The 14,290-nt window shown below is 57.2% G+C and carries 16 protein-coding genes; 13 read left to right on the top strand and 3 right to left on the bottom strand.

Features of this window, described 5'->3' with window-relative positions; translation table 11 throughout:
• Positions 1 to 37 precede the first annotated feature (37 nt).
• The 13 genes from AC2FLO_RS19965 to AC2FLO_RS19905 all read left to right on the top strand — a co-directional run bounded on the left by AC2FLO_RS19965 (position 38) and on the right by AC2FLO_RS19905 (position 11,302).
• Positions 38 to 901, top strand: a complete 864-nt coding sequence (locus AC2FLO_RS19965; protein ID WP_496752272.1) for a branched-chain amino acid aminotransferase — start codon at positions 38 to 40, stop codon at positions 899 to 901.
• A gap of 77 nt (positions 902 to 978) precedes the next feature.
• The gene (locus AC2FLO_RS19960; protein ID WP_267366250.1) at positions 979 to 1,434 is read left to right on the top strand and encodes a universal stress protein; all 456 of its coding nucleotides are present in this window, start codon (positions 979 to 981) and stop codon (positions 1,432 to 1,434) included.
• A gap of 9 nt (positions 1,435 to 1,443) precedes the next feature.
• Positions 1,444 to 2,037: a 2-hydroxychromene-2-carboxylate isomerase gene (locus AC2FLO_RS19955; protein ID WP_496752270.1), complete on the top strand. Its 594-nt coding sequence runs from the start codon at positions 1,444 to 1,446 to the stop codon at positions 2,035 to 2,037.
• Positions 2,038 to 2,106: 69 nt separating this feature from the next.
• Positions 2,107 to 2,670: a NifU family protein gene (locus AC2FLO_RS19950; protein WP_209506461.1), complete on the top strand. Its 564-nt coding sequence runs from the start codon at positions 2,107 to 2,109 to the stop codon at positions 2,668 to 2,670.
• On the top strand, positions 2,660 to 3,250 hold the full coding sequence (tsaB, locus tag AC2FLO_RS19945) for a tRNA (adenosine(37)-N6)-threonylcarbamoyltransferase complex dimerization subunit type 1 TsaB (RefSeq protein ID WP_480585612.1): 591 nt from the start codon (positions 2,660 to 2,662) through the stop codon (positions 3,248 to 3,250). Before AC2FLO_RS19950 ends, tsaB begins: the two co-directional genes overlap by 11 nt.
• Positions 3,247 to 3,660 (top strand): GNAT family N-acetyltransferase, encoded by a 414-nt coding sequence (locus AC2FLO_RS19940; protein ID WP_496752267.1) that lies wholly within the window; start codon positions 3,247 to 3,249, stop codon positions 3,658 to 3,660. Before tsaB ends, AC2FLO_RS19940 begins: the two co-directional genes overlap by 4 nt.
• A 158-nt stretch (positions 3,661 to 3,818) precedes the next feature.
• Positions 3,819 to 4,817, top strand: a complete 999-nt coding sequence (locus AC2FLO_RS19935) for a BMP family lipoprotein (RefSeq protein ID WP_480483186.1) — start codon at positions 3,819 to 3,821, stop codon at positions 4,815 to 4,817.
• Between the two features lie 95 nt (positions 4,818 to 4,912).
• Positions 4,913 to 6,442, top strand: coding sequence for an ABC transporter ATP-binding protein (locus tag AC2FLO_RS19930; protein WP_480585608.1), 1,530 nt, complete (start codon positions 4,913 to 4,915; stop codon positions 6,440 to 6,442).
• Position 6,443: 1 nt separating this feature from the next.
• Positions 6,444 to 7,538 (top strand): ABC transporter permease, encoded by a 1,095-nt coding sequence (locus tag AC2FLO_RS19925; protein WP_267363837.1) that lies wholly within the window; start codon positions 6,444 to 6,446, stop codon positions 7,536 to 7,538.
• Positions 7,538 to 8,506 carry an ABC transporter permease gene (locus tag AC2FLO_RS19920; RefSeq protein WP_267363835.1) on the top strand — a complete coding sequence of 323 codons (969 nt, stop codon included), beginning with the start codon at positions 7,538 to 7,540 and terminating at the stop codon, positions 8,504 to 8,506. Before AC2FLO_RS19925 ends, AC2FLO_RS19920 begins: the two co-directional genes overlap by 1 nt.
• A gap of 90 nt (positions 8,507 to 8,596) precedes the next feature.
• Entirely contained in the window at positions 8,597 to 9,520 is a 924-nt protein-coding gene (locus AC2FLO_RS19915) for a sulfite exporter TauE/SafE family protein (protein WP_496752264.1), read from the top strand.
• A gap of 91 nt (positions 9,521 to 9,611) precedes the next feature.
• Positions 9,612 to 10,532, top strand: coding sequence for a sulfite exporter TauE/SafE family protein (locus AC2FLO_RS19910; protein ID WP_209506479.1), 921 nt, complete (start codon positions 9,612 to 9,614; stop codon positions 10,530 to 10,532).
• A 2-nt stretch (positions 10,533 to 10,534) separates the two neighbouring features.
• Entirely contained in the window at positions 10,535 to 11,302 is a 768-nt protein-coding gene (locus AC2FLO_RS19905) for a TIGR02186 family protein (RefSeq protein WP_496752263.1), read from the top strand.
• A 3-nt stretch (positions 11,303 to 11,305) separates the two neighbouring features.
• Here AC2FLO_RS19905 and AC2FLO_RS19900 read toward each other — a convergent pair whose 3' ends face one another.
• Genes AC2FLO_RS19900 through AC2FLO_RS19890 form a run of 3 tightly spaced genes read right to left on the bottom strand, consistent with a single transcriptional unit; the run spans position 11,306 to position 14,262 of the window.
• On the bottom strand, positions 11,306 to 12,034 hold the full coding sequence (locus AC2FLO_RS19900) for an SDR family oxidoreductase (protein ID WP_480585598.1): 729 nt from the start codon (positions 12,032 to 12,034) through the stop codon (positions 11,306 to 11,308).
• Positions 12,022 to 13,563 carry an ATP-dependent DNA helicase gene (locus AC2FLO_RS19895; RefSeq protein ID WP_496752261.1) on the bottom strand — a complete coding sequence of 514 codons (1,542 nt, stop codon included), beginning with the start codon at positions 13,561 to 13,563 and terminating at the stop codon, positions 12,022 to 12,024. The genes AC2FLO_RS19900 and AC2FLO_RS19895 overlap by 13 nt, the downstream gene beginning before the upstream one ends.
• A gap of 60 nt (positions 13,564 to 13,623) precedes the next feature.
• Complete coding sequence (locus AC2FLO_RS19890) at positions 13,624 to 14,262, bottom strand: acyl-homoserine-lactone synthase (RefSeq protein WP_267363827.1); 639 nt, start codon at positions 14,260 to 14,262, stop codon at positions 13,624 to 13,626.
• Positions 14,263 to 14,290 lie beyond the last annotated feature (28 nt).

The raw sequence follows: 14,290 nt of genomic DNA, 5'->3' as shown, positions 1-14,290 counted from the left end.
GCCCACCTAGGGTCTGCCTGAACCACAGGAGGGCGTCATGGCAACCGGCAAAAACATCCGGACCTATTTTCAGGGCCAATGGCATGACGGGGATACTCCCATCATGCGCGCAGCGGATCACGGGTCGTGGCTAGGGTCTTCGGTCTTTGACGGCGCCCGTTATTTCGACGGGTTGGCCCCTGATCTGCACGCGCATTGCGCCCGGGTGAACCGGTCCGCCGAAGCCCTGATGCTGACACCGACCATGACAACCGAGCAGATGGTCGAATTGGTGCATGAAGGGTTGCAAGCCTACAGCCCTGACACGGCTGTCTATATCCGCCCGATGTATTGGGGCATTGACGGCGATAGCACGGCAATCGTTCCGCAGGAAAACAGCACAGGGTTTGCCATCTGTCTAGAAGAAATCCCAATGGCACCTGAAACGGCTTCGGCCACACTGGCGACCACGCGATTCCGTCGCCCGGTACTGGAATCGGCTGTGGTCAATGCCAAGGCCGGGTGCCTTTACCCCAACAATGCGCGCATGTTGCAAGAGGCACGCTCCAAAGGATTCTCGAACGCTCTGATCGCTGACGCGATGGGCAATGTGGCCGAAACGGCAACGGCCAACATCTTCATGGTCAAGGATGGCGAGGTCTTTACCCCGATCCCCAACGGCACATTTTTGGCAGGGATCACGCGGGCGCGACATATCAAGAATCTGCGCGAGGATGGTGTCACAGTTCATGAAACGGTCTTGGGTTTCGAGGATTTTCACCAGGCGGATGAGGTTTTCATGTCCGGCAATATGAGCAAGATCACATCGGTAACTGCACTGGAAGACACACAGTTTCAGGTTGGTCCCATTGCCCGCCGTGCCCGCGCACTTTACTGGGACTGGGCTGCAAGCGAACGCTAGTACATCGACATGAACGTGTCCGAGTTGCCAGTACGCAAACGCTCGGGCATGATCCCTTAAAATTGAAGAGGACACCCATGCGTAAGTTCTTAGTTGTTCTGGATGACAGCCGTGAATGCCTGAACGCAATGCGTTTCGCCGCGATGCGTGCCGCGCATACAGGTGGCGGAGTGACGATCTTGTCGGTTATTCCGCCGGACGAGTTCAATCACTGGATCGGTGTTGCCGAAACCATGCGCGAAGAAGCCCGGGAACGTATCCATGCCCATTTCGAAGTCTTCGCCAAATGGATGCGCGACAAACAGAATGTAGAACCTGAACTGGCCATTCGCGAAGGTGATCCGGTGCCGCAGATCATCGAACACGTTCAGTCTGACCCTGAGATCGGCGTTCTTGTTCTTGGGGCGGGGACTGACAAGAAAGGCCCCGGCCCGCTGGTGACTCAGCTCACAAAAAACTCTGGCAGCCTACCGATCCCGATCACGATTGTTCCCGGTGACCTGAGCAAGGAAAAGCTGGAAGAAATCACCTGAGGATCGAACATGGCGAAGACGTTGCAGTTCTGGTTCGACTTCGCCTCGACCTATTCCTATCTCAGCGCGATGCGGATCGAACAGGCTGCGCAGGACAAAGGCGTCTCGGTCGAATGGCAGCCTTTTCTGTTGGGTCCGATTTTCGCGGATCAGGGATGGCGCACGTCACCGTTCAACCTGTATCCGGCCAAAGGGCGCTATATGTGGCGCGACATGGAACGTCTTTGCGGCGCACGCGGACTGCCGTTGGTTCGGCCTGACCCGTTCCCGCAAAACTCCCTCACCGCAGCGCGCCTGACTCTGGCCATTGAGCATGGCGAAGAACGGGTTGCCTTCGCAAAGGCTGTTTTCAGCGCTGAATTCGGGGGCGGGAGGGACATTTCTGACGAAGACGTGCTTGAGGATTGCCTGAAGATGGCGGGTCTGCCTGCGGCAGTGATGAATCGTGCAAAAGATCCGAGCATCAAGGCTGCGCTGTTCGAGCAATCCGCGCGCGCAAAAGCACTTGGCCTGTTCGGCGCACCCAGTTTTGTGGCAGGGACAGAGTTGTTTTGGGGAGATGACCGGCTGGATGACGCGATTCGTTACGCGGTCACAATTTAGAATCGTTCCAAATATTGACTTCTCCGACCCCTGAGCGCATATCAGGAACACCTCAGACGGAGCTGCCTCATGTTCATCCAGACCGAATCCACCCCAAACCCGGCCACGTTGAAATTTCTGCCCGGCCAAACGGTTCTTGAGGCTGGAACCGCGGATTTCCCGACAGCCGAGGCTGGTGACAAGTCCCCATTGGCCAAACGAATCTTTGCGGTAAACGGCGTGACGGGGGTGTTCTTTGGAAACGACTTTGTCACGGTGACCAAATCCGACGATGTTCAATGGGATCACATCAAACCTGCAATTCTTGGCGCAGTGATGGAGCATTATCAATCCGGTCAACCCGTCATGGGTGCCGACGCGGCAGCGGCCTCGGGTCATGCCGAACATACCGGAGAAGATGCAGAAATCGTCAACCAGATCAAAGACCTGCTGGACAGCCGCGTGCGCCCGGCCGTGGCACAGGACGGTGGCGACATCACCTTTCATGGTTTTGATCGCGGCGTCGTCTATCTGCACATGCAAGGCGCCTGCGCGGGATGCCCGTCATCGACCCTGACACTGAAGATGGGTATCGAAAACCTGCTGCGCCATTACATCCCCGAAGTGACTGAGGTTCGCCCAGTTGCCGTCTGACCCGACGATCCTGGCATTTGATACATCGGCCGCGCATTGCGCGGCCGCTTTGTTGCGTGGCGGTGTGATCGCAGTATCCCGTGTAGAAGGCATGTCGCGGGGTCAAGCCGAACGATTGATGCCCTTGCTGCAAGAAGTGCTGACCGAGGCCGGTTGCGTATGGGCCGATCTGGACGCTATCGGTGTTGGGATTGGGCCAGGAAATTTCACGGGTATACGCATCTCGGTCTCTGCCGCCCGGGGCCTTGCCTTGGGCCTTGGCGTCCCGGCGGTGGGCGTTTCTGGATTCGATGCTCTGATTGAACTGGCAGAAGAGAGCCAACTTCCAGCCATCCCTGCGCCGCGCGAACAGGTGTATGTACAACTTCCCGGAACCGGCCCTTGCCTTTTGCCTAGGGACGAGGCCGAACAGCATGGGCCTTTGTATGTCTGCTCCGACCCCGCATTGCAGGTACAAGCCGTTGCCAGACATGCCGCAAGACGATGGCGCAAGGTCAGTGCACCTCCGGCCCCGCTATATGTCAGACCTGCGGACGCAGCCCCGTCCCGAGATGTGCCGCCTGTGTTGCTGGACCAATGACGCCTTACGAGATGGCAGCGACACATGCAGCGGCATTCACCCAGTCACGCCCATGGACTGCCGATGAATTCGCCAGCCTTTTGGAGAACCGGTTAACTGATTACGTCGGGGATGACCGTTGCTTTGCCCTGTTTCAGGTGATCGCGGGTGAGGCAGAGTTGCTGACGATTGCGACTCACCCCGCGTTTCAAAGACAAGGTCTGGGGTTTCAGACCATGCGCAACTGGCACGACCGGGCAGTCACTTTGCAGGCAAACCGCGCTTTTCTGGACGTCGCAGCCGACAATGTTGCAGCAATCGCGCTGTATGGGCGATGCGGGTATCGCCAGTGCGGTCAGCGCAAGGGTTATTATTCCAGAAAAACAGGCCCAAATATCGATGCTCTTGTGATGGAACGCCCACTGCCCTAACGGCAACCAGAGATTTTTTAGACCATTTGGTCAGAAATCAATTGACCATGACGGTTGCAAACGTCCTTAATTCCCGCCATCACAACACTTATGCTCGCTAAAAGTGGGTAAACGGGGCTAATCTGACTTCGTGCCAACAAAAAAAATGGGAGACTTAAATGACCCTGATGAAATCCTTGATGGGTGCTGCCGCTGCTGTCGCTCTGACCGCAGGTGCAGCTTTCGCTGAACCGGCGCTGATCTTTGACCTGGGCGGCAAGTTCGACAAATCTTTCAACGAAGCCGCATATAATGGCGCGCAGCGTTGGGCCGATGAGACCGGCGGCGAATACCGCGAGATCGAGATCCAGTCGGAAGCACAGCGCGAACAGGCTCTGCGCCGTTTCGCAGAATCAGGTGCCAACCCGATCATCACCATGGGCTTCGGTATGGCTGATCCATTGTCAGCCGTTGCAGGCGACTATCCTGAAACCAAATTCGTGGCTGTCGACGTGAACTGGCTGGACATCCCCAACATCCGCCAGATCGGCTTTGCCGAGCATGAAGGATCGTACCTGGTTGGCATGATGGCAGCGATGGCATCGAAATCGGGCACCGTTGGCTTTATCGGCGGTATGGACATTCCGCTGATCCGCCACTTTGGCTGCGGATACGCACAAGGCGCCAAAGCCGTGAACCCGGACATCAATGTTGTCGCCAACATGACCGGCACCACCCCTGCGGCGTGGAACGATCCTGTAAAAGGTTCGGAACTTACAAAAGCACAGATCAGCCAGGGTGCTGACGTGATCTATGCCGCAGCTGGTGGTACAGGTGTAGGCGTTCTGCAAACGGCAGCTGACGAAGGCATCCTGTCGATCGGCGTGGACAGCAACCAGAACCACCTGCATCCGGGCAAGGTCCTGACGTCGATGTTGAAGCGTGTGGACGTTGCGGTGTATGACGCGATGAAAGCAGGTGACGCCGTAGAAACCGGCGTGTTCACAATGGGTCTGGCCGAAGAAGGTGTTGGCGTCGCCATGGACGATAACAACAAAGAGCTTGTTTCGGCCCAAATGAACGATGCGGTGGAAGAAGCCCGCAAAGCCATCATCAACGGCGATATCACCGTTGTCAGCTATTACGAGAACGACAGCTGCCCCGCACTGCAGTTCTGATACCGCGCGGGGCGGAAGGAACCCTTCCGCCCTGCCATCCACTCTGCCATCCGTGCCACCTGCCGGATGGGCTTTTCGGCAGTTGAGGGTAAGACATGACCGTCCCCGCCATTGAGCTCAAAGGGATTTCCAAATCCTTTGGGCCGGTTCAGGCCAACAAAGACATCTCAATCAGCGTCGCCCCCGGTACGATCCATGGGATCATCGGTGAAAACGGTGCGGGCAAATCCACGCTGATGAGCATCCTCTACGGCTTTTACAAAGCCGACAAAGGTGAAATTTGGATCAACGGAACAAAGACCGAAATCCCTGACAGCCAGGCGGCTATCGCCTCGGGCATCGGGATGGTGTTTCAGCATTTCAAGCTGGTGGAGAATTTCACGGTTCTGGAAAACATCGTTCTGGGTGCTGAAGATGGCGGCCTTCTGGCTCCGTCTCTGGTCAAGGCCCGCAAAGAGCTGAAAGAACTGGAAGAAGAATACGAACTGTTCGTTGACCCCGACAAACGCATTGATGAGATCGGTGTGGGGATGCAGCAGCGTGTCGAGATTTTGAAGGCTTTGTATCGCAAGGCCGAGATTCTGATTCTGGATGAACCAACTGGTGTTCTGACCCCGGCTGAGGCTGACCAACTGTTTCGTATCCTGGATCGTCTACGGGCCGAAGGGAAAACGATCATCGTGATCACCCACAAGCTGCGCGAAATCATGGAAAACACCGATACCGTTTCGGTCATGCGCCGTGGGCAGATGACAGCTACGGTGAAAACTTTGGACACCAGCCCGGAAGAACTGGCCGAACTGATGGTAGGCCGTAAGGTTTTGCTGCAAGTCGACAAGGTGCCTGCGACGCCGGGCAAACCCATTCTTGAGATCGAAAAGCTGAGCGTTTTCGATTCCGCCGGTGTTGAACGGGTCAAAGGTATCGACCTGACCGTTCGTGCCGGTGAGATCGTCGGTATTGCCGGTGTGGCGGGCAATGGGCAGTCGGAACTGCTGGAGGTTCTGGGCGGGATGCGTCCGGGACAAGGCTCGATCAAGCTGAACGGCGAACCGCTGGCCCTAAGCGGAGCCGGATCTGACGGTCAGGCGCGTCGTGCACAGCATATAGCGCATGTGCCGGAAGATCGGCAGCGTGAAGGCCTGATTATGGATTTCCACGCGTGGGAAAACGTGGCCTTTGGCTATCACCGGGACCCCGCTTATCAGCGGGGCCTGTTCATGGACAATGCCGCGTTGCGTGCTGATACCGAAGCCAAGATCGAGAAATTCGATGTCCGGCCACCGGATCCTTGGCTTGCAGCCAAGAGCTTTTCGGGTGGAAACCAGCAGAAAATCGTCGTTGCCCGCGAAATCGAGCGAAACCCTGACCTGCTGCTGGTCGGCCAGCCGACGCGCGGCGTTGACATCGGCGCGATCGAATTCATTCACAAGCAGATCGTGGCCCTGCGCGATCAAGGCAAGGCGATCCTGCTGGTTTCGGTTGAGTTGGAAGAGATATTCTCGCTGTCCGACCGGATCGCAGTGATGTTCGACGGGCATATCATGGGTGAACGGCTGCCCAATGAAACAGATGAAAAAGAACTTGGCCTGCTGATGGCCGGTGTTGCAGGAGAGGCCGCGTAGGATGGAAAAGATGCCTAAATGGGCAGATGTTGTTCTGATCCCGCTGATCAGTCTGATGCTGGCCGCTATCCTGTCGGCGCTGGTCATTCTCGCCATCGGAGAAAACCCCGTCGAGGCTGTTAAGCTGATGGTTTCGGGCGCGTTGGGGTCAACCTATGGCTGGGGCTATACGCTCTATTACGCAACAAACTTCATGTTTACCGGCCTTGCGGTCGCCGTCGCATTCCACGCCCGCTTGTTCAACATCGGTGGCGAAGGTCAGGCGATGTTGGGCGGTCTTGGGGTGGCAATGGTTTGCCTTTACGTCGACTGGCCGCATTGGAGCATTGCATTGCTTGCGGCCTGCGCGGCATCAATGCTGTTCGGCGCGTTTTGGGCCGCTATCCCGGCCTATCTTCAGGCCAAGCGCGGCAGCCATATCGTGATCACCACGATCATGTTCAATTTTATCGCCGCTGCGTTTCTCAACTACATGCTGGTCAATGTCATGCGCCCGCAAGGGTCGCAGGACCCGGCAACCGCACGGTTCCCCGAATCCGTCCATCTGCCAACATTCCAGTCAATGTTCTCAACCGCAGAGAACGTGGTGTTCCGGGGGGCTCCGGTAAACATTACGTTCTTCATCGCTTTGCTGGCCTGTGTCGTCGTCTGGGCGCTGATCTGGCGGACCCGGCTGGGCTATGAAATCCGTGCTTACGGCCACTCGGAAACCGGCGCGGTCTATGCCGGCATCTCGCCGGTTCGCATTACCATTGTTGCGATGCTGATCTCGGGTGCGCTGGCAGGTCTGATGGCCATCAACAACGTTATGGGCGAGGCGGAGCGCCTTGTCCTGAACTCGACCGAGGGTGCTGGGTTCATCGGGATTGCGGTGGCCCTTATGGGGCGGTCACATCCTTTCGGCGTATTGCTGGCCGCGCTTTTGTTCGGGTTCCTGTATCAGGGCGGGGCCGAGTTGGCACTGTGGGCATCGATCCCCCGCGAACTAATTGTGGTCATTCAGGCGCTGGTGATCCTGTTCACCGGGGCACTGGACAACATGGTACGGATGCCGCTTGAGAAACTGTTCCTTGGTATGCGGAAGAGGGCAGAGTAATGGACTTCTTTGTAACCCTCATCCAGGTTCTGGATTCGACCATCCGTCTTTCCACGCCGCTTCTGCTGGCCTGTTTGGCCGGTCTGTATTCGGAACGGGCTGGCATTTTCGACATCGGGCTGGAAGGTAAGATGCTGGTAGCCGCGTTCTTTTCTGCGGCTGTCGCGGCGGTTACAGGGTCAGTCTGGCTGGGCCTGCTGGCTGGTATCGGATCGTCACTGGTGCTGTCAGGACTGCACGGGTTGGCATCGATAACCTTCCGGGGCAACCAGCTGATCTCGGGTGTCGCCATCAACTTTCTTGCCTCGGGCCTGACGGTGCTTGTCGCCCAAAGCTGGTTCCAGCAGGGCGGTCGCACGCCCTCGCTCTTTGGTGGCGGCCGGTTCGAGCCTATCAATTTTCCATTTTCCGACGCGCTCGGAGGGGTTCCGATTGTCGGCCCGATCTATTCCGAACTGCTCTCAGGCCATTCCATCCTTGTCTATGTCGCATTCCTGATGGTCCCAGCGACATGGTGGGTGCTCTTCCGCACACGGTTCGGCCTGCGCCTGCGAGCTGTGGGTGAAAACCCGGCAGCGGTCGACACAGCAGGCGTGTCCGTGGTTGGCCTACGTTTCGCAGCCGTCGCGATCTGTGGTGTACTTTGTGGTATTGCAGGTGCTTACCTGGCAACGGCTTTGCAGGCTGGGTTCGTCAAGGAAATGACCGCTGGTCGCGGCTTTATTGCACTGGCTGCCCTGATCTTTGCCAAATGGCGCCCGTGGCACGCCATGTGGGCCTGTTTGCTGTTTGGCCTGCTTCAGGCCGTAGCACTTCGATTCCAGAACATCGATCTTGGCGGCATAGTGATTCCGGTCCAGGTGATGGATGCCCTGCCCTATATTCTGACAGTGGTTATTCTGGCCGGGTTTGTTGGCAAGGCCGTACCACCGCGTGCAGGCGGAGAGCCCTACATCAAGGAGCGCTAATAAGGCCAGTTCCGAAATGAGTTTCGGTCCTGTTCGCTGCAAGGCGGCATGCAGAGTTGATTTTGCATGCCGCAACCGTTCTAAGAGGGTATGCACGTATACCTTCCCATAGCCGAAGTTTCTGTCAGCCCATTCCTGCTGTTGGGGATCGGTGGGGTCGTCGGTGTTTTATCCGGCATGTTCGGGGTCGGCGGAGGATTTTTGATCACTCCGCTGCTGTTTTTTATCGGCATTCCCCCGGCGGTTGCCGTGGCCACATCGGCCAATCAGGTTGTCGCCTCTTCTATTTCGGGATTGCTGGCGCATCTCAGGCGCAAGACCGTGGACTTAAAGATGGGAAGCGTTCTGCTGACCGGAGGGTTGTTTGGCGCGGCCCTGGGTATGCTGGTTTTCAATTTTCTCAAACACCTCGGTCAGGTCGATCTGGCTGTACAGATTTGCTACGTCGTGTTTCTGGGGGCCATCGGGACCCTCATGTTCATCGAAAGTCTTGCCGCCATCCGAAAGGCCAGCAAGTCCGGTACTCAATCTGCCCCCAAGCGACGCCAGCGTACATGGGTTCACACACTGCCCTTCAAGATGCGGTTTCGGGCATCAAGCCTTTATATCTCGGTTATACCACCTGCGCTGGTCGGGTTTGGCGTTGGCATCCTGTCTGCGATCATGGGTGTCGGCGGAGGGTTCATCATGGTGCCCGCGATGATCTATGTTCTTGGCATCCCAACCAAAGTGGTTATCGGGACATCCCTGTTCCAGATCATTTTCGTCGCCGGTTTCACAACCATGATACATGCATCGACAAATTTCAGCGTCGACATAGTCCTTGCCCTGTTCCTGTTGACCGGCGGAGTTCTGGGCGCACAGTTGGGGACGCAGATCGGTGCGCGTCTGAAAGCAGAACAGCTGCGCATTCTACTCGCGCTTCTTGTCATGAGTGTTGCCGGAAAGATCGGATTTGACCTTCTGTTGCCGCCAATAGAGATCTTTTCTCTGGCAGAACCGGGAGGGGTATGATGTTGATTGATCCGCGCCACGCGACAATTACCGCTCTTGAACTCGAGTGTGATAGAAGGCAAGCCAAGACCCAGCGCAAAGTGACGGTATCATGCATATTTACCTGCCCATAGCCGAAGTCTCGGTAAATGCATTTCTACTCCTTGGTCTGGGTGGAATGGTTGGAATTCTGTCGGGGATGTTCGGGGTCGGCGGCGGGTTCCTCATGACGCCGCTGCTGTTCTTCATTGGCATACCACCGGCTGTTGCGGTTGCGACCGAGGCCAATCAGATTGTTGCCTCGTCTTTTTCCGGGGTGCTGGCCCATTTTCGACGAAAGACCGTAGACCTCAAGATGGGTACGGTATTGTTAACAGGTGGTCTGATCGGGGCTGCGTTGGGTGTTGTTGTCTTTAACTACCTAAAAAGCCTGGGCCAGGTCGACCTTCTGGTAACCCTTTGTTACGTGGTCTTCCTTGGTATCATTGGCAGTCTGATGTTCATCGAAAGCCTGAGGGCGCTGCGCAAAGCCAAAAAAGGCGGGGCAGCGCCAGCCAAGCGCCGCCAACGTGGCTGGGTTCATTCAATGCCCTTCAAGATGCGCTTTCGCACATCAGGTCTTTATATCTCGGTCATTCCACCGGCTGTGGTTGGTCTAAGCGTCGGGGTCTTGTCCGCGATCATGGGTGTCGGTGGCGGTTTCATCATGGTCCCGGCGATGATCTACCTGCTGGGGATGCCTACCAAAGTCGTTGTCGGCACATCGTTGTTTCAGATCATCTTTGTAACTGCATTTACAACAATGCTGCACGCGACCACCAACTATACAGTGGACATCGTCCTGGCGGTTTTGCTGCTGGTCGGAGGCGTCGTTGGCGCTCAGATCGGAACCGTAATCGGATCGCGCATGCCGGCTGAACAGCTGCGCGTTCTGTTAGCGGCGCTGGTTCTGGTCGTCTGCGGCAAGCTGGCCCTTGATTTGCTTCTTGAACCATCCGAGCTTTATTCGCTTGGCAACAGCGGGGGGCATTGAGAATGCTGCGCTATGTCTTTGCCGCTTTGTGCCTGTTCAGCCTGCCAGCCGCTGCCGATGAAGAGCAGGTCGTCCTGGGCCTTAGCCAGGATCGTGTTGCGATCACTGCCGACTTTGACGGGTCCGAGATCCTCATTTTCGGGGCCATCAAACGGGAAACCCCTATTCCCCCAGGCCCACCGGTCGCGGTTATCGTCGCAGTTGCAGGCCCGTCCGAGCCCGTTACGGTTCGCCGCAAAGAGCGAAAGCTGGGAATATGGGTTAACACCGATAGCGTTCTGGTTGATCTGGCACCAAGCTTTTACGCGGTAGCCACCAGCGAACCGTTGGATCAAATTCTGACCGATACCGAAGACCTGCGTCACCGCATTTCGATTGAACGCGCGATCCGGTCGGTCGGAGCGGCCATGCACATCCGTGGTGCTCAGGATTTTGCAGATGCCGTAATCCGTATCCGTGAATCCGAACACCTGTATTCCATCCGCGAGAACACAGTGGCCGTGGACGAACAAACCTTGTTCCGGACGTCAATCGACATGCCCGCGGACCTCACCGAAGGGGATTATTCCGCCCGGATCTTCCTGACCCGCGGAGGAGAGGTCGTATCACAATACGAAACCACAATCGATGTCCGCAAAGTCGGGTTGGAGCGGTTTCTGTACAACATGTCCCGTCAGCAACCCGCTTGGTACGGGCTGATGTCATTGGTTATCGCGATTGCCGCAGGTTGGGGCGCGTCGACAGCGTTCCGTCTGTTGCGGGAAAACTGACACTCACCCCCTGCCGATATAGGGCATGGTCGTGGCCATGACCGTCATGAACTGCACATTCGCTTCGGGCGGCAAGGTGGCCATATGCAGAACAGACCGCGCGGCATCCTCGACCGCCATGGTTGGGTCCGGCGTCTGGCCTGCCGCCTGCGCCGCATCCACCAGATCCTGAACCATCTGCGTACGTGCGTTGCCGATATCGATCTGACCACATGCAATTCCAAAGGATCGCCCATCCAGTGAAAGGCTGCGCGTCAGCCCGGTAATGGCATGTTTGGTCGCCGAATAATGTACAGAATTCGGGCGCGGAACATGCGCAGCAATCGAGCCGTTATTGATGATCCGCCCGCCCTGCGGGCTTTGATGACGCATGATCCCAAAGGCCTCGCGCGCGCATAGAAACATACCGTTCAGGTTGACATTGACGGTTTGATACCAATCGTCCAACGCGATTTCGTCGATTGTGCCGCCGCGGGCAAAAATACCAGCGTTGTTAAACAGAACATCAAGTCGCCCTGTCCGATCCATGAAGGCGTGGAACGCCTGTTTGACTGCGTCCGGGTCGGTCACATCTGCGGGTAATGCTATGGCCGCCGGGTATTCCTGCGCGAGGGCATTCAGCTTGTCCGCGCTGCGCGCCAGCAGCCCGACCGTCCAGCCCTGCACCAGAAAAAGCTCGGCGGTGGCCCGACCTATGCCAGAGCTTGCACCAGTTACGATTATGGAACCCATGTCTCTTCTGTCTCCAGTGTGAGTGAAACTGCGGGGACCGCGCGCAAATCATCAATCTGCAACGGGTGGGTGGGTTTCGACAGCCGGTTACGGACCACCCAGATCAAACGCTCTTGTGCGCGGGTGATCGCAACATAAGCCAAACGCTTCCACAAAGGTTGCCCGGCCTCGGAACGGCCCATACGGGCCGCGGCGTAAATGTCAGGGGCAAACACCTGAACCGTGTCCCACTGTGATCCTTGTGCCTTATGTATCGTCACCGCAGCCCCGTGCAAAAACGTCGCCCCCATACGGGCAGCAAAAGGAATGAAGGGCTCTTCCTCATCCGGTTTTTCGATCTGGACAATCGACGCGGCGCTGACCTGTGGGTCTTCGGCCCCCATCACATGCAAGCGCGAAAACCCAGGCTTACGACCGGGACCAAGATAAACAACCTGGGCCCCTTTGATCAGGCCGCGCGCCTCAAGATCCAACCGCTTCTTGCGGTGCTTCAACGGCAACTCGATCCCGTCGCAGATCAGCGGCTCGCCTTCCAAAAGCTCCGTATCCGGTGCACCATGAACTTGCCTGAACGCCTGTATCAAACGAATGCGCGTGGCGTTACGCCAGACCAGAACCGGGCTGCGCGCCATCAGATCAACTTCGACCCGCTGCCCCCAAACGACCCTGTCATCCCGCCGGGCAGTGTCTTCGACCAGACGCTCAAATTCTTCAAATCCCATCGACGGATCGGCAAGAGCGTGCGCCAGATCCAGGATCGGGTTATCTGCATCCTGCCGATGCACACGCTGAAGCGTCAGCTTTCGCGGTTCGGGCAAGGCTTCAAACACCATGCTGCCGGACTGATTGACCGGAGCCAGCTGTGCGGGATCACCGAACAGTAGAAGGGTCGGGAATATCTCCTTCAGGTCCTCGAACTGACGATCATCCAGCATCGACGCCTCATCGACAAACCCGATATCCAGCGGTTCCTCACGTCGTTTCCAACCAGTGATGAAATCTGAACCGCGCAATCCGGCTGCGGCCAGCGCTCCGGGGATCGATTTGTTGTTACGATAAAACGAAGCAGCACGGTCCAAAGCTTCGTCTGTCAGACCTTCGATCTCGGGGCGCTCATCATTTCCGGCCAGCCACTCGGCGATACGCTCGTATTCTGGGTCATAGACCGGCGTATAAAGGATGCGGTGAATAGTAGTTGCCGGAACACCGCGAAGGCGCAGAACACTTGCGGCTTTGTTCGTGGGGGCCAGAATGGCAAGGCTGCGCTTGTCTCTGGATTTCCGGCTTTCGTAATCGCCGGACACGACCTGAACGCCGGTCTCCGCCAGCGCCTTATATAGTTCGGCCAGTAGCAACGTTTTGCCGGACCCGGCCTTGCCGATGACAGCCATCACGCCAGACTTCCCTGCCCCCGGCAGTTTCAGAAGGGCATCGTCCTCCAGGTCGACACCGGCTGAGCGCAGCATCTCGGCGATGCTGTCATACGCGGCGGCCTGATCATCTGAGAAGGTCACGTTGGGCAAAGACATGGCGCGACCCTACAGGGCCGCGCCAACCATCACCAGATGCGGAATTGCGTTTTCCGGTCCTTAGGCAGACAAGGCAAATCGGTGCAGTTTGGATCGCCCGAAAGCCGCCTTGAACCACATGCGCGAAAGCTCACGCGGGATCCCTGCCCGTTCAGCCACGCGGTTGCAATCATCCGCTGAATAGGGCCACAACCCAACCGAGATCTGGTCACGCCCTTTGCCTTGGGTTCCAAGAACCTCGGGGGACGACCCGATCAGACGATAGATCCGGATCATACGGGCATCAAAAACACCGGCAATATGCGTCAGGCCAAAGCCTTCCATCATCTCGCCCCCGCTTAGCATGATGGCCCCGGCAGTGTGCGGGCTGGCTGTGCGGGACAGGCAGAACCGGGTCACCTCCCAGATCAGCGGGCTGCAAATCGGCTTGCCGCCGTTGAGATGCCCAAACACCTCATTGATCATTACCCGGCCTGTTGTCGGCAATACCCGCATCGACCCGCCATGGCTGCCATCCGGTTCTTCCCAGATGACATAAAGCGGGTTGAGGTCGTCGTACTCATCCCGCTCTTCTCCTTTTTTGTTGACATGGACATCCCACCCCAACCGGGTTTTGAACTGATCTGCGCGATCCTTGAACATCCCCTCAGCCAGAGTCGGAAATCTGTGTAACTCATCGGCATATAGATAACGCAACATGACTTTCCCCTTGTCGTCCTGTGCAGGA

This window comes from Ruegeria sp. TASC047, from assembly GCF_059612445.1.
The sequence above is the reverse complement of the archived record's forward strand: the minus strand, read 5'-3'. Positions and strand labels throughout refer to the sequence as shown.